A 17,280-nucleotide genomic window follows, 5' to 3' on the forward strand; every position below is an offset into this window, starting at 1 on the left:
ACACGAGCACGCCTCTCCTTTTGTCCGCGCAATTCAGCAAGACCAGACGCCGCACGCGACGTCGATGAAAGCCACGGCCGTACACACATGTCGCGACACGGATGCGCGATCGGACCGTGGCGCATACGAGGAACACATCAAGCTCATCCATGGAGGCGGCAATGAAACCAGCTTTCCCGGTCTCAAGCGAGACACGGCACGCAAGAGCGGTATTCGCGTCGAAGATTCTTCGTTCATTATTTTTGGGTGCGGCCGTCGCGGGCGGCATATTCACGACGCATTGGGCGCAAGCCGATGACTCGTTCTCGCGAGGAGGTGGCAACAGAAGCGAGAGCATCTTCGTCGGCGATATCGGCGACCCGAATGACACGAACGATGACACCATCAAGCAGGTCGACCTCCGTACCGGAGCCGTGCGCGTTTTCGCATCTTCTACCTTCGGTGGCGAGTTGAACGGCGTCATGGGCATCATCTTCAACGACGCCTCCTTGATCGCCAGCATTCAAAACTTCAGCATCGATCCTACGGCGAGTGGCGACGTCATCAAGCTGAATGGGCGCACGGGCATGTTCGAGCAGTACCTCGTGAATCCAAAATCGCGAAACGTACCTTATGCGCCGCAGGGCATCGTTTTCGGCGGCGGCACGCGCGACTGGCATTACGGTTATCAGCCGGACCATTACTACGTCGCGAACGTCATCAAGAGCGGGCAAACTTGCACGAAGGTGGACGAAGGCGATGTGCGGGAATACAGCGAATCGGGCGCGTTCGTTCGCACGCTGGACCGTGTCGGATTCGCGGCGGGCTTTTATCCGCGTGGCGTCGTATTCGGGCCGGACGGCATGCTGTATGTCGCGGCGCGCGGCTGTCCTGCGGTAGCGCCGACGGACCCCTTATCGCTGCTCGCGTACATCCTTCGCTTCAATCCCTACACCCATAAACTGGACAAGGTGATTGCGACCAATGCATCGGTGCAAAGTCAGGGCTTGAAGTTCGGATTCCATCGGCCAGAAGGCTTGGTGTTCGACGACAAGGGCTACCTTTGGGTCACGAGTTTTCGCGATACCACCAGCAGCGCCGATCCGCTGGATAAGAACAACGTCGACCGCATTCTGAAGTTCGACGTGAGGAGCGGGAAAGTCGTCGACTCCTTGCCGCTATCCGACTTCGATAAACCGCGAGCATCCGCGCAGGCACTGATCTTCGGTCCCGAAGGAAAGCTGTACATTCCGATCTCTGGGAGCGCAGCGGAGACGACAGGCGAATTGCGCCGATGCGACACGCGCACGAAGAAATGCGACGTCGTCGTTCCGGTTGGCGGAGGCCTCGTCGATCCGTGGTTCGCGGTTTTCAGAAACAGCGATCCGGCGACGTTGTCGTACGAGCGTCGCTAACGGCACCCAAAGAGGCGCGAGGAAAGGCATTGGCGGAAGGCAGCCGGAGTCGAACCGACCTGGGAATGTCTGACATCCCCAACCGGGTTTGAAGCCCGGCCGTACCACCGGATACGAATGCCTTCCTGCGGAGAAACTCAGCACGCTGACAACACTTCGACCAGGCGCGCCGCGATTATAGCGGTGATGCGTAATTCGCATACGTGCCGGCGCACCGGCCATTAACCGCTCTTGTCGCTAGGCTGATGCGGCGGCTTGCGGCGTAACAGACGGTACGCGAAGAAGATAAGCGCGAGCACCACCAGCAGGTCGATCACCGTCGCGCCGTGCAGATGCAACTCCATCAGCGTCCATTGCAGTTGCCGCTGAAAGAGCGCGCCGCCCAGCAGCCAGAACGCAGCCCACGCGACGATCCCACCCGTATCCCAAAGAACGAACGCGGGCACGGCGATTTGCGTCGTACCCATCAAGGGCGGCGTGACGAGTCCGAGTCCCGGTATGAACTTCGATACCGCGACGATAGGCGCGCCATGCCGCTCGAAAAGGGCGCCGGTCGTACGCATGCCGTTGTCGATCGCGTAGGAGCGACGCGAAAGCGCGGCAATGAGCTTGCGCCCGTGGATGCGTCCCGCCGCAAACCACACACCGTCGCCAATGAGCGCGCCCGCCACCGCCGCCACCAGCACGGAGACGAACGAGAGCCGCCCGTTCGCGACGGCCGTTCCCGCGAACAGCAGCAACGGCGCGGAAGGCAGCGGCACACCGAGCCGCGTCAGCAGCACATTGGCGAACACCGCCGCCCCGCCCCACTGCGCAATCGCCGATGGCGGTATCTGAATCACGCGTCTTCCTCGGTTCGTTGTGGTCTGTGGTCTCGCGGCCGGACGCGCTCAATCGGCCCGCGATTCGACGAGCATCACGGGAATGCCGCCGCACCCCGCGCTATTCGCAATTTCAATGCCGCCCCACGGCGAACTCGCGCCACGGTCGAACGCCATCGGGTCGCCACGCAAGTCCGGGCGCAGCACGTTGAACGGCCAGGTCGGTCGCCTGATGCGCTCATGGACCACGGACCCGAGCCAGATCGGCATGGGCCGCGCGCGGGCGCCCATGCCTAGCGCGTAGTTCGTGGGCCAAAAACGCAGGACGTCGCGCTCCTGCGGGCCGAGATGGGATCGCGTGAACACGAGCTTCGACGGCTCGCCGTTGTTCAGACGCGGCAGCGCGGGCAAGGCGACCGCCGGTGCGTTGGGCGACACCACCGACATCACGCTCTTCACCGACACACCCGACACCTCGGTCCAGCCGCGGCTCGTCAGTTGCGCGCGGATCTGCGCGGGCGTGGCCGCCCATTGCACGGTGATCGGCTCACGACGGTCGCCATCCATGGCCGACCGGTAGCACGAGAACGTGCGCCAGAAGGTATCGGTCCATTGAATCGGCGTGATGACGACCGTGACGGGCGGCGCGCTGTGCGCCTCGGATGAATCGCTCAACTGCAACGCCACGCTTGCGCAGATGACGGCTAGCACCGCGAACGGCATCCACGGACGCGGCTTCGGTTTGCCGGGATTGCGCCACACCGCCGTGAGCGCGATCAGAAACACCCAGATGGCCGCGAGCGCGACGCTGCCGAGCACGGCGGAAATGGTGAAGCGGCCGAAGTACAACCCGGCGAGCGCGACGGCCGTGACGATCGCCGATGTCGCCGTCGCGATCAACACACCCGAAATGGTGCCGACGCGCCGCAGCAGCAAGAACGCGAGAAAGCCGTAGATCACGACCGTGGCCGAGACGTGACTGCTCAGAAAAGAATGGTCGGCGGGCGCGAGCGTGACGAGCATCGGATCGCGCGCGGTGAAGCGGATCGCGAGCACCAGCAATTGCGAAAACACGACGGCGACGAGCCAGTACGTGACCGTGCGCCAGCGCCGCTCGAACACCATCCACACGACGACCGTCACGGCGAGCGCGGCGAGCGTCGGCGTGCTGCCGAGCGTGGCGGCGGCATCGAGGATGGAATCGGCCCAGGTCGAACGGAACGACTGCAACAGCCGGAAGATGGAGGTGTCCACCTGCACGAGCGAACTGCCGCGCGCCACGCCCGACAGCACGTAGAAGAACGCGACCGCCGAGACGAGCAGCAGCGCGGAAATCATCACGATGAGCCCGGTCGCAGGATTGCCCGGATCGAGCGCGCGTGCGAGCATCCGCGCGGCCAGACCACGGCGTTGCTGGCAGGTCGCAAGCAACATGTCGCGCGAGGCGAACGTCCATTCCTTCGCATGCGAAATCACCACGCGCGCGAGATTGAACACGAGCCACGCAAGCGCCGCGAGGATAACGAGGATCACCACGAGCCGGATCGATACCGCGCCCGCCAGTTCGATCGAAGCTCCGAAGACCACGCCCGGCAGGATGTGCAGCGGCGCCCAGATCAGCGCGGAAATGATGTTGACCGCCAGAAAGCGCGCGGGCGTCATGCCCGCGACGCCAGCGACGACCGGCACCACCGCGCGCATCGGTCCGACGAAACGCGCGAGCACCACGCTCTTCGCGCCGTGTTTGTCGAAGTATCTTCGGCCGGCGACGAGTGCGCCGGGATGCGCCCGAAACGGCCACATCTGCGCAATGCTCGTTGCATAGCGCTTGCCGAACCAGAAGCTGACCGCGTCGCCCGCAATGGCGCCAACGACCGCGCAGACCATCACCCAGCCGAGATTCAGCGCGCCGGTTCCGACGAGCGCGCCCGCGATGAACATGGCCGTGCTGCCCGGAATGAAGGTGCCGATGAATGCGAGCGACTCCAGAAACGACGCAAGCAGCACTACCACGAGCGTCCATTCGGGATGGCTCGACAGAAGATGCAAGAGCTTGTAGTAGGAATGCTCCATCGGATTTCACGCGACAGCGTGCGCCGCGAAGGTCTCCACGTCGTAACTCGACGTTCGATAGTCAGACGGATTCGTGCCAGCGGCTGTCGGTTCGCAACAGATGAAGGTCGCGGTGAAACCGAGTGTACCCAACCCTGTCGAAGAACTCCAAAACCTGGATCGCGCGTTTGCGGCCGAGCGCGCTGGCATCGCGAAATGCGGCCGCGCCTATCGCACCGTTCGCGTTTGCATGTTCGGCAGCCAGCCGTGCAAGTGCTGCAATGGACGCGCGTCCGTAAAACAAGTCGCGCACCACCTGAAAGACATCGCCACGGCGCGAGAGCTTGCGCAACAGACGCCGCACCGCGTCTTCGGGCACGCCATGCGTGGTGGCCAAATCCCTGACCCACGGCGGGTCGAAGCGGCCTTTCTCGATCGATGGGAGCACGACGCGGGCCAGCGCGTCCTCGGCGGCATCGAGCGTAACCGTATGCGATGGCAAATGCAGCCACGGACCGCTTCGCGCAATCGTGCCTTGCGTCACGGCGTCGTCGATGAGCGCGCGCCACAGCGCTTCGGGCGCGAGCGGCGCGGCCATGCGGCGCAGGCGCGCGGTATCCGGGCCTTGCTCGTCCGCAAAGCGTTCGTGGAAGGCGGCGAGTGCATCCGTCAGACACGCGTGCAGCGCGTCCCATCGCGCGACGCTGATCAAGAGCGCATCGTCGTGAATGGGTATGCTGCGCAGACCGTCGGGCTGGGTCATCGATCCAAGCGTTCGACCTGCAAGATGCTCGACGAGCGAGCGCGGCAAGCCATACGGCGACTGCGCGAAGAGTTCGCCGATGGCGCCGGTGTCGAGCATCGCGGTGAGCGCATCGAGCCACGCGTGGCGCTGCGGCGTGCGGCGCTTGCGTGCGGGCGCAAACGGGTCGAGCACACGCCCGCCGCCTACCGTTTTATCCGCCTGCGCATTGCGAACGATGAAGCGGTCGCCCGGCAGCGCGCAAACCGGCTTATCGAATACGAGTTGCACGCGCGCCGTCTGCCCGGCCGCGAGCGTTTCGCCGTCGAGCAAGGCGATGTGCGCGACGCGGTGCATCGTGCCCAGATGTACATGCAGCGGGCTCCAGTGCGTGAGCGCCGGCGAGGTATCGGCGAGAAGCGTGAGTTCGACGTCGATTCGCTCGGACGCGCGCGCGAGACGCGCATCGAGAATCCAGTCGCCGCGCGACAGCGCGTCCTTCTCGATGCCCGCGAGATTGAGCGCGCAGCGCTCGCCCGCGCGCCCCGTCTCCGAAGCGCGATTCTGCGCGTGAATGCTGCGCACACGAACCGGCGCTTCGCCCTCGCGCGGCGCGAGCGCCAGCGTGTCGCCGACCTTCGTCTGCCCCGTGAACACCGTGCCGGTCGCCACCGTGCCCTGGCCCGCGAGCGTGAACACGCGGTCCACGGCCAAACGAAAGAAGCCGTCGTCGCGGCGCGCGCGCCAGTGCTTGGCGACATCGTGCAGATGCGCGTTCAGCGCGGCCACGCCGGAGTCGTCATCGCGCGTGGCGTTGGTGTTAAAGAGCGGTGCGTCTAGCAAAGCGGTACCGGCCAGCAGCGCGGCGATTTCGGCATGGACTTCGTTCAGGCGCGCGGCATCGACACGATCGGACTTCGTCACCGCCACTGCGCCATCTTTCACGCCGAGCAACTGAAGAATCGCAAGATGTTCGCGCGTTTGCGGCATAACGCCATCGTCGGCGGCGATCACGACGAGCGCGAAGTCGATGCCGCATGCGCCCGCGGCCATCGTATGCACGAGCTTTTCGTGCCCCGGCACGTCGATGAAGCCGAGCACGCCGCCATCGCCAAGCGGCACGTATGCATAACCCAGTTCGATGGAAATGCCACGCGCCTTCTCTTCCTTCAGACGATCCGTATCCACCCCCGACAACACGCGCACGAGTGTGGTCTTGCCGTGATCGATATGGCCCGCCGTGCCGACGATCATGCGTTGCGGCCCGTTGCCCGCATCTCCAACTGGGCGATGAACGCGGCTTCGTCCTGTGCTTCGAGACAGCGCAGATCGAGCCACAGCGCGTTATCCGCAATGCGCCCGATGACCGGGCGCGGCAGATCGCGCAGTCTGCGCTCGATGCGATTCAACTGGCCGCCCGCCTTCTTGCCGCTCGTGAGCCGCACGACGAGGCCGTAGCTCGGCAGGACATCGACCGGCAACGCGCCGCTGCCGATCTGGCTGAACATCGGCTCGGTGGCGACGACGAAATCCGCACCGGTCATTGCCTGCAGCACGGGCCGGATGCGTTCGGCGGCAAGGCGCATGGCGTCCGCTGGACGCGTCAGCAGGCGCAAGGTGGTGAGACGTTCGGCGAGCGTCTCCGGCGTGCGATAAAGCCGCAACACCGCTTCGAGCGCCGCGAGCGTGAGCTTGCCGACCCGCAGCGCACGCTTGAGCGGATGCTTCTTGATCTTCGCGATCAGTTCCTTCGTACCGACGATCAGGCCCGCCTGCGGGCCGCCGAGCAGCTTGTCGCCGCTGAAGGTGACGAGTTGCGCGCCAGCCTCGACCGTCTCGCGAACCGTGGCCTCGCGCGGCAAGCCCCATTGCGCCAAATCGACGAGCGTGCCGCTGCCGAGATCCACGACAACCGGCAAGCCGCGCGTCCTCGCGAGCGGCGCGAGTTCCGCGAGCGTGACTTCCTTGGTGAAGCCCGTGACCGCGTAGTTGCTGCAATGCACTTTCATCAGGAGCGCGGTCCTGGCGTTGATCGCTTCGTCGTAATCCTTCAGATGCGTGCGGTTGGTCGTGCCGACTTCGCGCAACTTCGCGCCCGCGCGGCTCATGATGTCGGGAATGCGAAACGCGCCGCCAATCTCGACCAGCTCGCCGCGCGACACGATCACTTCGCGACGCGCGGCCAGCGCGGACAGCGTCAGCAGCACGGCGGCCGCGTTGTTGTTGACGACCGTCGCGGCTTCGGCGCCCGTCAGTTCACAGATGAGTTCGTTGATGAGGTCATCGCGGTCGCCGCGCGCGCCGGTCGCGAGATCGAATTCGAGATTGGCCGGCCGCGACAGGACTTCGGCGACGGCGCGCAGCGCTTCATCCGGCAACAGCGCGCGGCCGAGGTTCGTGTGCAGCACCGTGCCCGTGAGATTGAAGACGCTTTTCACGCTGCTTTCCGCGCGCTTGTCGAGCGTCGCGCCGACGCTTGCCGCGAGGCTCGCATCGGCCAGTGCCTCGACGGATGCGCGGCCCGCCTGCGCTTCGGCGCGCCATGCGTCGAGCGACGCGCGCAGCACGGCGAGCGTCTGCGTGCGTCCGTGCGCGGCCAAGACCGGCGCGAATGCCGCCGATGCCAGCACGCGCTCCACCGATGGCACTCGTGCCATCAGCGCGCGCAATTCGCTGTCGTTGTTGCCGGTGACATTACTCACGCTTCTATCCTCTTCCCTTCATGCTTCATCGACGTGTTCGGGCCACAGCCACGGATGCGGCGACGCACGGCGAAAACCGGCGTCGCCCATCAGAAGGTCGAGCGTGAGGCTTGCCAGATCGTCGGCGTAAGGCTCGAAGTCGTAGGCCTTGTCTTGATAGCCGATCTTTCTGTAGATGCCGCATTCGTCGCACGACTCGGCCTTGAGCGCGGCCTGCTTCGCGCGGGCGGCGCGTTGTTCCTCGGTTTCGTCGTCCGTGGGCGTGCCCATGGCGTGATACGCAATGCCCTTGGTGGAGTCGCAATTCGAGCATTTGGCGCGCACGACATGCCATTCGGTCGAGCACAAGCCGCACTGCACGTAGCGATATCCATCATGCGTGCCGCCGACGCGCACGATGCTCGCCACCGGCATCGAGCCGCAGAGCGGGCAGACGCCGGGCGCATCGAGATAAGGCACATCCGACACGGCGATGCGCGTGGCCAGATCGGTCCACACCACTTGCAGCGCGGCGACGATGAATGGCGCCGCCGCCGGATCGATCTCCGCGAAGCGCAGCGCGATGATCGCGTCGGCCTGCGTGTCGAGCGTGGCGGCGTCGGTCGTGCGCAGACGCGCGACGAGTTGCGCGAGCGGCGGCGTAAGCGCGCCCGCGGCTTCGATACTGTCGAGCAGCATGAACAGCACGTCGCGCCACGCGGGATCGCGCTCGTCGGTGAGCGCGGGGACGATAGGCATCGAATGCTGCTGATTGCGTTCGATCGACTCGCGCGCGGGCATCAATGCGGTGGAGGTCGAAAGGATGCGTTGCTGCGCATCGGCGAGCGCGGCCATGAGACGCAGATAGCCCGCGATCGGATTGCTCGCTTCGGCGAGTTGCAACAGACGCGCGGCGCGGGCGGCGAACACGGTGCCGCGTTCGGGCATGCGAAGACGGGGAATGGCCGAAGGATCGAGAGACTCGATCTTGGCGGCTTCGAGAATGCGTTGGACCACGGGATTCCTTAAGGAAGGTCGGGGCGGGATCAAGAATAACAGCTTATAACGGAGCGCTCAGGGATGCTCAGCTCCGCGCGGAGGTACGAAAATGAGTTCACGCAAACGGAAACTTAAATGGAACTTTCAATACGGAAGCAGGGAAATGGCGCCGCAGTCCGGTTGCCCGCCGCGCTGCTGAAAGGCATGAAACGGACCCTTGGCGACAAATTCAATGTCGAGGTGTGCTCGGAGGGAATCATGCCGATGCCGGCTCGTCGCGAGTATTCGCTTGAGGAACTGCTGGCGCAGTGCGACCCGAAGGCGCCTATCTCCGATGAATTGGCTGACTGGAACAATCCAAAACCGGTAGGACGTGAGCTATGGTGAAAGGCAACAAATTCGACACGGGGATATTGCGCACGTCGGCCTGAGTCCGGCAATCGGCCATGAGCAACAAAGCGACTTCAGGCCCGGGCTCGTGCTGTCGGCTGCGTCATTCAATGCGCTGGAGACCGCACTGGTCGCGCCTGTCATGCAGAGCGGCGGCTTCGCGCGATACGCCGGTTTCGCAGTCCCGCTCGCCGGGCTTGGCACAAGGACGCAAGGCGTCGCGCTCGTCAACATGGTCCGCACGTTAGACCTCGAAGCGCGCGGTGCGAGTCGAGGAACGCGCGCCAATCGAAGTGACGGACGACGCGCTAGCGCGCCGTCACGCCATTCTCGACTGACGCGCATTCGGCCTACTTGCCGATGATCTCCTTGAACCACCGCGGATGGTGCTTCCTGGCCCATCCATAAGTGACCGTGCCGCGTGTCATCGCGCCGACGGAACCCTTGATCCAGATCGCCGCGTAGATATGCACGATGATCCCGACGATCAGCACGAACGCCGCCGCCGCATGCACGACCGCCGCCACGCGAATGATCTCGATGGGAAAGTAGAACGAGAAGTAACGCCGCCAAATCACGATGCCGCTCAACAGCAGAAGCGGCAGGCAAGCGGCCATCGTGAAGAACAGCAGCTTTTGCCCGGCGTTGTACTTGCCGATCTCCGGCAGCCGGTCTTCGCGATTCGCCAGCACGTCGTCGATCTGCTTCATCCACTGCACGTCGGCTTTGTCCAGATAGTTGTGATGCCAGAAACGCAGCGCAAGAATCATGAACGAGACGAACATCACGCAGCCGACGAACGGATGCAGAATGCGCGTCCACTGGCCGCCGCCGAAGATTGCGTAGAGCCAGGCCATCGACGGATGAAACATCGCGAGACCGGAGAGCGCCAGCAAGACGAACGTGATCGCGGTGATCCAGTGATTGCTGCGCTCGTTCGGCGTGTAACGGACGATCAGGCGGTTGCCCTTCACGTCGCGCAGTTCGCTATCGTGTTTCATTCGAACGCTCCCTTTGCTGAAACGCCTCTTCGGCTTCGTGCTGTGCTTCGGCTTCTTCTTCCGCGCTCACCTCGTTCGGACCGACACGCGTGTAGTGGAAGAACCCGGCGATCGCGGCCAGCGCGATACCCGCCATTGCAAGCGGCTTGGTCACGCCTTTCCAGATCGACACCAGCGGACTGATGTGCGGGTCTTTCGCGAGCCCGTGATAAAGCTGCGGCTGATCCGCGTGATGCAGCACGTACATCACATGCGTGCCGCCCACGCCCGCCGGGTTGTAAAGACCCGCGTTTTCGAAACCGCGCTCCTTCAGGTCTTCGATGCGATCCTCCGCTTGCGTGATCATGTCCACCTTGGTGCCGAACATGATCGCGCCCGTCGGACACGTCTTCACGCACGCCGGCTCCTGCCCGACCGCGACGCGGTCCGAACAGAGCGTGCACTTGTACGCGCGATGATCTTCCTTGGAAATACGCGGAATGTTGAACGGGCAGCCCGTGACGCAGTATCCGCAGCCGATGCAGTTTTCCTCGTGAAAATCCACGATGCCATTGGTGTACTGCACGATCGCGCCCGGCGACGGACACGCCTTGAGACACCCCGGATCCTCGCAATGCATGCAGCCGTCCTTGCGGATCAGCCACTCGAGGTCGCCCTTCGGGTTCTCGTACTCCGTGAAGCGCATCACCGTCCACGAATGTTCGGTGAGATCACGCGGATTGTCGTAGACGCCGGTCGTATGACCGACGTCGTCGCGCAGGTCGTTCCACTCCATGCACGCCGTCTGACATGCCTTGCAGCCGATGCACTTCGATACGTCGATGAGCTTCGCGACCGTCCCCGTCACCGGCTCGCGGACTTGCGGCGGCGGCGTGGTGGTGGCCGAGAGGCGCTTGATGTCGAGCGATTGCAGAGCCATCTCGTCTCCTTTACGCCTTCTCGGCTTTTTCGACCTTCACGAGGAACGACTTGAACTCCGGTGTCTGCGAGTTCCCGTCGCCCACGGAAGGCGTCAGTGTGTTGACGAGATAGCCCGGCTGCGTGAGGCCCTTGAAGCCCCAATGCAGCGGCAGGCCGACGGTATGCACCTTCTTGCCCTCCACGTTCAATGGCTTGATGCGCTTGGTGACGAGCGCCACCGCGACGATATGCCCGCGATTGCTCGATACCTTCACGCGCTCGCCCGCCACGACGCCCACTTCCTTTGCGTGTTCCTCGCCGATTTCCACGAACTGCTGCGGCTGCACGATGGCGTTGAGCCGCGCGTGCTTGGTCCAGTAGTGGAAGTGCTCGGTCAGGCGATAGGTCGTCGCCGTGTCCGGGAACTTGTCGGCGGTGCCGAGCGCCGCGCGGTCATCCGGGAAGATGCGCGCGGCTGGATTGCTCACCACGGCCTTGTTGTCCGGGAAGAACGGGTTATAGCCGAGCGGCGTCTCGAACGGTTCGTAATGCACCGGGAACGGTCCTTCGTTCATGCCGTCGCGCGCGAAGAAACGCGCCACGCCCTCCGGATTCATGATGAACGGATTCATGCCGTTCTCCGGGGGCTCGTCGGCCTTGAAGTCGGGAATGTCCGGTCCGGTCCACGCCTTGCCGTTCCATGCGATCAGCTTGCGCGTCGGGTCGAAAGGCTTGCCGCTCACATCGCATGACGCGCGGTTGTAGAGCACACGGCGATTCGCCGGCCACGCCCACGCCCAGCCGAGCGTTTGACCGATGCCCGTCGGGTCCGAGTTGTCGCGCCGGCCCATCTGATTGCCCGCTTGCGTCCACGATCCGCAGAAGATCCAGCAACCGCTCGCCGTCGAGCCATCGTCACGCAAAAGCGCGAAGCTCGACAACTGCTCGCCCTTCTTCGCCAGCACCTTCGTCTTGTCGGTGGGATCGGCGACATCCGCGAGCGCGCGGCCGTTGAACTCCATCGCGATCTCTTCGGGCGTCGGACTTTCCGGGTCCGCGTAAGGCCAGGTCATATTGAGGATAGGATCGGGATACTTGCCGCCCTTTTCCTTATAGGCCTGCCGAATGCGCAGCCACAGCCCCGACATGATCTCCAGGTCGCTCTTCGCTTCGCCCGGAGCGACCGCGCCCTGCCAGTGCCATTGCAGCACGCGGCTCGAACTCACGAGCGAGCCGCGCTCTTCCGCGAAACACGTGGTCGGCAGACGGAAGACTTCAGTCTGAATCTTCGAGGCGTCGACATCGTTGAACTCGCCGTGGTTCTTCCAGAACTCGGAAGTCTCGGTGGCGAGCGGGTCCATGATGACGAGCCACTTCAGCTTCGACAGTCCAAGCCCGATCTTCGCCTTGTTCGGCGCGGCCGCGAGCGGATTGAAACCCTGCGCGATATAGCCGTTCATCTTGCCCTGCGCCATCAGCTCGAACACCTGGAGCATGTCGTAGGACTTGTCGAGTTTTGGCAGATAGTCGAAGCCGAAGTTGTTCTCGGCGGTCGCGTTGTCTCCCCACCATGACTTCATGAAGCTCACATGGAACGCGCGATAGTTCTTCCAGTAGCTCAACTGATTCGGCCGCAAGGGCTGCGTCGCGCGCTTCTTGATGAACTCGTCGAAGTCCTGCTCGCCTTCCATCGGCAAAGTCATATAGCCGGGCAGCAGATTCGACATCAGGCCGAGATCGGTCAGGCCTTGAATGTTCGAGTGCCCGCGCAGCGCGTTCATGCCGCCGCCCGCCATGCCGATGTTGCCAAGCAGAAGTTGCACCATCGCGCCGGTGCGGATCATCTGCGCGCCAACCGAGTGATGCGTCCAGCCGAGCGCATACAGAATGGTTCCCGCGCGATTCGGAGCGGCGGTCGTGGCAAGCATCTCGCAGACCTTGAGGAACTTGTCGGTCGGCGTGCCGCAGACCTTCGTCACCATCTCGGGCGTATAGGTCGAGAAATGCTGCTTGAGCAGGTTGTAGACACAGCGCGGATGCTGCAAGGTCGGATCGACCTTGACGAAGCCATCGTCGCCGCGTTCGTAGTCCCAGCTCGACTTGTCGTAGTTGCGCTTCTCGGCGTTATAGCCCGAGAACTCGCCGTCCTTGAACGCGAAGTCCTCGCGCACGATAAAGGACATGTCCGTGTAGTTGCGGACGTACTCGTGCTGAATCTTGTCGTTGGTGAGCAGGTAATTGATGATGCCGCCCAGGAACGCGATGTCGCTTCCCGTGCGAATCGGCGCATAGAAATCCGCCACCGATGCGGTGCGCGTAAAGCGCGGATCGACCACGATGAGACGCGTCTTGCGATGCGCCTTCGCCTCGGTCACCCACTTGAAACCGCACGGATGCGCCTCGGCTGCGTTGCCGCCCATTACCAGAATCACGTCCGCGTTCTTGATGTCGACCCAATGGTTCGTCATCGCTCCACGGCCAAACGTCGGGGCAAGACCTGCCACCGTCGGGCCATGTCAGACACGCGCCTGATTGTCGAATGCGAGCATGCCCAGGCTGCGGGCAGTTTTATGCGTCAGATAGCCGACTTCGTTGCTGCCCGCCGACGCCGCGAGCATGCCCGTGGTCAGCCAGCGATTCACCTTCTTGCCGTCCGCCGTGGTCTCGACGAAATTCGCGTCGCGATCTTCCTTCATCAGTTTGGCGATACGGTCGAGCGCGTCTTCCCACGAGATGCGCTTCCATTCGTCCGATCCCGGCGCGCGATACTCGGGATGCATGAGGCGGCTGGGGCTATGAATGAAGTCAATGAGCGATGCACCCTTCGGGCACAGCGTGCCGCGATTGACGGGATGGTCGGGGTCGCCTTCGATATGGATGATGCTGGCCTTCGCATTCTTGGCGTTGTCGCCGAGGCCGTACATGAGGATGCCGCATCCGACTGAGCAGTACGGGCAGGTATTACGCGTTTCCGTGGTACGCGACAGCTTGTACTGACGAACCTCGGCAAGCGCCGGTGCCGGAGAGAAGCCTAGCGCCGCCAGGCTCGATCCGGCGAGCGTGCTCGCTGAGACCTTCAGGAACTGTCGCCGTGACATTTGCAGCATTTTAGTGCCTCGGCGTTTTGTAATGTGGGTGGCGAAATTATAGGGCGCGGTGTCTTATTTCGCTGGCGAACACGGCACTTTCGACTCGATGCGAAGCCTCGTTGTGGCGTTGCGCCGACGCGCGTTCAAGAGCCAAACGTTGCACTCAGTCACGTCGACTTACGGTTGGACTGGAATAGTTCCTGCTCTCCTTCGTTCGAGTTTGGTCAGTCCGTTCATCGTATCCAGAGGTCCGCCATGAGTTCCGTATCCACACAGAAGATCGAAGCCGTCGTCAAAAAGGACGCCTCCTGGGTGCTCGGCGCGCTCAAGAAATTTTCGGAGGATCGCTGCGCCGCGATGGCCGCGAGTATCGCCTTCTATTCTGCGTTTTCGCTCGCGCCGACGCTCGTCATGGTGATCGCCGTGGCCGGTTGGGTGTTTGGCGCCGAAGCCGCGCGCGGTCAGCTCTTTCATCAGGTCAACGGGCTGCTCGGCGATCAGGGCGCGGCGGGCGTGCAGAGTATTGTCGAGAATGCGCATCGCAGCGGCGGGACGGGCATCGCGGCGGTCATCTCCTTCGCGCTGCTCGCGATCGGGGCGTCGGCGACGTTTTCATCGCTCAATACGGCGCTCAATCTTGTATGGCCGCTCACGGGCGATCAGCGCTCGAGCGTCTTTGCGATGGTGCGCGTGCGGCTCATCTCGTTTGGACTCGTGCTCGGCGTGGCGTTTCTCCTGATCGTCTCGCTGGTGCTGGACACCGCGATCCAGGCCGTCGGCATGTGGCTCTGGGGCGATTCGCCGTTCGTGATCATCGGCGATATCGTTCAGTTGGTCGCCGGTCTCGCCATTCTGACCGTCGCGTTCGGCGCGCTGCTCAAATTTCTCCCCGATGCCCCCGTACAGTGGCGCGACGCGCTCGTCGGCGGGCTCGTCGCGGCGCTGTTGTTCTCGGCGGGCAAGAAACTGTTCGCGCTCTATTTGACGCACGCAGGCACGGCCAGCGCGTTCGGCGCGGCCGGATCGCTCGCGGTTCTGCTCATGTGGCTGTATTTTTCGGCGGCCGTGTTGTTGCTCGGCGCGGAGTTCTCGGCGGCGCGCGCGCGTCTGCACGATCCGCGCGGCGCGTGGGGCCAGCAAAACATGGGACGCGTGCCGCCGGGCAGCCGCGCCAAGATCGGTTCGATGCTCGCGGCTTCCACGCGCACGGGCATGCCCGCGGCGGCATCCGCATCGGCGGCGGCGACGGAGGCATCGAGCACAGCGCCAGTCGTATCGCCCGCCAGCGCTCGGAACGATGCGCCCGTGCCCGCGAGCGCCCGGCGTGCCATCGGCGCGCGCGCTCAACACACACAGTTGTTGACGGGACAGGCGCGCAAGAAGGTATCGGCGGTGGCGAAGGCGCTGGAGATATCGCGCAAGATCGCGCGCGTCGAGAGCACCGCGACGCGCGCCACGGCGATGGCCATGCTGGGCGCGGGTCGCAAGGCATCGACCGCCAATGCCGCAGTGAAGCGGCACCCGTGGCGCTCGGTGTTTTTCGCGGCAAGCGCGGGAATGGCAGTCGCGTTGCTCACACGCCGCGGCTCCGAGCATCGGGAAAGCGACGACCTGCAAAGCTGATCCGCATTTCCCTTTTCGCCTTCCACGAACGCCGCGCCTCTAGGGCGCGGCGTTTTTTGTTGCCTCGGTGAAAGGAAAATACCCGCTCGCGGCTGCTGTTTGTTAATCGGATTGATGGTAATCGCGCGCCATTGGAATATCCTAGAATTGAGCGCGGAACTAATTTCAAGATAGCCTGTCACCCGCAACCCGTTCAAAACAAACAGAAATCCTCCTTTTTGAGACCACGTTAGAAACTGTGTCTTTTACGAGACAGTAAATTTTTTTCGTTTCTTAAGATTCGAAACGTTGCGTTATTCTCTGCGCCGGCAACAACGATATTTAACAATCGCGTGGAGAATTCGATGAAACGATTCGCACTGACGTCCCTCTCGCTGGCGCTGCTCGGCGCAGCTGGCGCGGCACAGGCACAAACGAGCGTGACGCTGTATGGCGTGATCGACGCTGGTCTCGGTTATGTGAGCAACGCCAACGCAAATGGCGACCACCTGTACGGCATGATCAACGGCAATCTGTCCGGCGATCGCTGGGGCCTGAAGGGTCAAGAAGATCTGGGCGGCGGTCTGAAGGCAATTTTCCAGTTGGAAAGCGGCTTTGACATCGGCACCGGCCGTCTCGGCCAAGGTGGCCGCGAGTTCGGTCGTCAAGCATTCGTCGGTTTGTCGGGCAATCAGTGGGGTACGGTCACCCTGGGTCGCCAATACGATCCGCTGGTTGACATGGTCCAAGGCATCACGGCCGACAACTACTGGGGCGCAATCTTCGCAACGCCGGGCGACGTCGACAACTACGACAACTCGCTGCGCGTGAGCAACGCCGTCAAGTACGTTTCGCCGAACTACGCGGGCTTCCAGGTCGAAGGCCTGTACGGCTTCTCGGGTCTGGCAGGCGCAACGGGCCAAGGTCAAACCTGGTCGGGCGCTGCAACGTATAACAACGGCCCCCTGGCAGTCGCCGGCGGCTACTTCTACGCTAACAACCCGAACGCCGGCCGCATTCCGCCGACGGGCGCAAGCACGTGGAACAGCACGACGTCGGACGCACTGTTCGACGGCCCGATCAACAACGCATACGCATCGGCGCACGCAATCGGTATCGCTCGCGGCGCGGTTCAGTACACGATCGGCGCGTTCACGGTCGGCGGTTCGTACAGCAATGCACAGTTCAAGGCAGACGGTGGATCGCGCTTCGGCTCGGAACACTTCAACGTCGGCAACGGTTTCGTGAACTTCCAGGCAACCCCGGCGCTGCTGCTCGGCGTGGGCTACACCTACACGAAGTCGGGCGGCGACACGTCGGCCAAGTACCACCAGGCCAGCCTGGGTGCGGACTACTCGCTGTCAAAGCGCACGGACTTCTACGCAGTTGCGGCTTACCAGCACGCAAGCGGCGATCAGCGCGACGGCACGACGGGCGGCATCAACTCGGCGCAAGCCTCGATCGGTTCCTACGGCTACGACAGCGGCAGCAGCCATCAGGAAATCGTCATCATCGGCGTGCGTCACAAGTTCTAAGAACAAGCGGATGGCCCGGTACGCGAGTACCGCGCCACACGATAGAGCAGCACACCTCGACAGCCACCGGTTTT

Annotated in this window: 12 protein-coding genes, 1 tRNA gene and 1 pseudogene; 5 read left to right on the forward strand and 9 right to left on the reverse strand. The window is 63.4% G+C overall.

Features of this window, described 5'->3' with window-relative positions; all coding sequences use genetic code 11:
• Positions 1-161: 161 nt before the first annotated feature.
• Positions 162-1,394: an NHL repeat-containing protein gene (locus tag NCR98_RS18910; protein WP_250466607.1), complete on the forward strand. Its 1,233-nt coding sequence runs from the start codon at positions 162-164 to the stop codon at positions 1,392-1,394.
• Positions 1,395-1,424: 30 nt separating this feature from the next.
• On the opposite strand, the gene NCR98_RS18915 is transcribed toward NCR98_RS18910, so the two are convergent.
• The 6 genes from NCR98_RS18915 to fdhE all read right to left on the reverse strand — a co-directional run bounded on the left by NCR98_RS18915 (position 1,425) and on the right by fdhE (position 8,707).
• Positions 1,425-1,520 (reverse strand) — tRNA-Sec (locus tag NCR98_RS18915).
• Between the two features lie 95 nt (positions 1,521-1,615).
• The gene (locus NCR98_RS18920) at positions 1,616-2,236 is read right to left on the reverse strand and encodes a DedA family protein (protein ID WP_250526956.1); all 621 of its coding nucleotides are present in this window, start codon (positions 2,234-2,236) and stop codon (positions 1,616-1,618) included.
• Between the two features lie 48 nt (positions 2,237-2,284).
• Positions 2,285-4,288 (reverse strand): bifunctional DedA family/phosphatase PAP2 family protein, encoded by a 2,004-nt coding sequence (locus NCR98_RS18925; protein WP_250466603.1) that lies wholly within the window; start codon positions 4,286-4,288, stop codon positions 2,285-2,287.
• A gap of 61 nt (positions 4,289-4,349) precedes the next feature.
• Positions 4,350-6,263, reverse strand: a complete 1,914-nt coding sequence (selB, locus tag NCR98_RS18930; protein ID WP_250526957.1) for a selenocysteine-specific translation elongation factor — start codon at positions 6,261-6,263, stop codon at positions 4,350-4,352.
• Complete coding sequence (gene selA, locus NCR98_RS18935; protein WP_250466601.1) at positions 6,260-7,711, reverse strand: L-seryl-tRNA(Sec) selenium transferase; 1,452 nt, start codon at positions 7,709-7,711, stop codon at positions 6,260-6,262. The genes selB and selA overlap by 4 nt, the downstream gene beginning before the upstream one ends.
• Before the next feature lie 18 nt (positions 7,712-7,729).
• Positions 7,730-8,707: a formate dehydrogenase accessory protein FdhE gene (fdhE, locus tag NCR98_RS18940; protein WP_250466599.1), complete on the reverse strand. Its 978-nt coding sequence runs from the start codon at positions 8,705-8,707 to the stop codon at positions 7,730-7,732.
• A 117-nt stretch (positions 8,708-8,824) separates the two neighbouring features.
• On the opposite strand from fdhE, the gene NCR98_RS18945 reads away from it, so the two are divergent.
• A complete protein-coding gene (locus NCR98_RS18945; protein WP_250526958.1) occupies positions 8,825-9,076 on the forward strand; it encodes an AbrB/MazE/SpoVT family DNA-binding domain-containing protein in 252 nt (83 codons plus the stop codon).
• A 10-nt stretch (positions 9,077-9,086) separates the two neighbouring features.
• Positions 9,087-9,417, forward strand: a pseudogene (locus NCR98_RS18950) (type II toxin-antitoxin system ChpB family toxin).
• Positions 9,418-9,429: 12 nt separating this feature from the next.
• Here NCR98_RS18950 and NCR98_RS18955 read toward each other — a convergent pair.
• Genes NCR98_RS18955 through fdnG form a run of 3 tightly spaced genes read right to left on the reverse strand, consistent with a single transcriptional unit; the run spans position 9,430 to position 14,087 of the window.
• Positions 9,430-10,080 (reverse strand): formate dehydrogenase subunit gamma, encoded by a 651-nt coding sequence (locus NCR98_RS18955; RefSeq protein ID WP_244828692.1) that lies wholly within the window; start codon positions 10,078-10,080, stop codon positions 9,430-9,432.
• Complete coding sequence (fdxH, locus tag NCR98_RS18960) at positions 10,067-10,999, reverse strand: formate dehydrogenase subunit beta (protein WP_244828693.1); 933 nt, start codon at positions 10,997-10,999, stop codon at positions 10,067-10,069. Before fdxH ends, NCR98_RS18955 begins: the two co-directional genes overlap by 14 nt.
• 10 nt (positions 11,000-11,009) lie before the next feature.
• Positions 11,010-14,087 carry a formate dehydrogenase-N subunit alpha gene (gene fdnG / locus NCR98_RS18965; RefSeq protein WP_244828694.1) on the reverse strand — a complete coding sequence of 1,026 codons (3,078 nt, stop codon included), beginning with the start codon at positions 14,085-14,087 and terminating at the stop codon, positions 11,010-11,012.
• A gap of 237 nt (positions 14,088-14,324) precedes the next feature.
• Between fdnG and NCR98_RS18970 the strand changes: the two genes are divergently transcribed.
• Together NCR98_RS18970 and NCR98_RS18975 are read left to right on the forward strand one after the other, a co-directional pair.
• Positions 14,325-15,692 carry a YihY/virulence factor BrkB family protein gene (locus NCR98_RS18970; protein WP_250526959.1) on the forward strand — a complete coding sequence of 456 codons (1,368 nt, stop codon included), beginning with the start codon at positions 14,325-14,327 and terminating at the stop codon, positions 15,690-15,692.
• A gap of 344 nt (positions 15,693-16,036) precedes the next feature.
• A complete protein-coding gene (locus tag NCR98_RS18975; protein ID WP_244828696.1) occupies positions 16,037-17,206 on the forward strand; it encodes a porin in 1,170 nt (389 codons plus the stop codon).
• Positions 17,207-17,280 lie beyond the last annotated feature (74 nt).

Source organism: Caballeronia sp. GAWG2-1 (assembly GCF_023631405.1).
Lineage (GTDB): Bacteria > Pseudomonadota > Gammaproteobacteria > Burkholderiales > Burkholderiaceae > Caballeronia.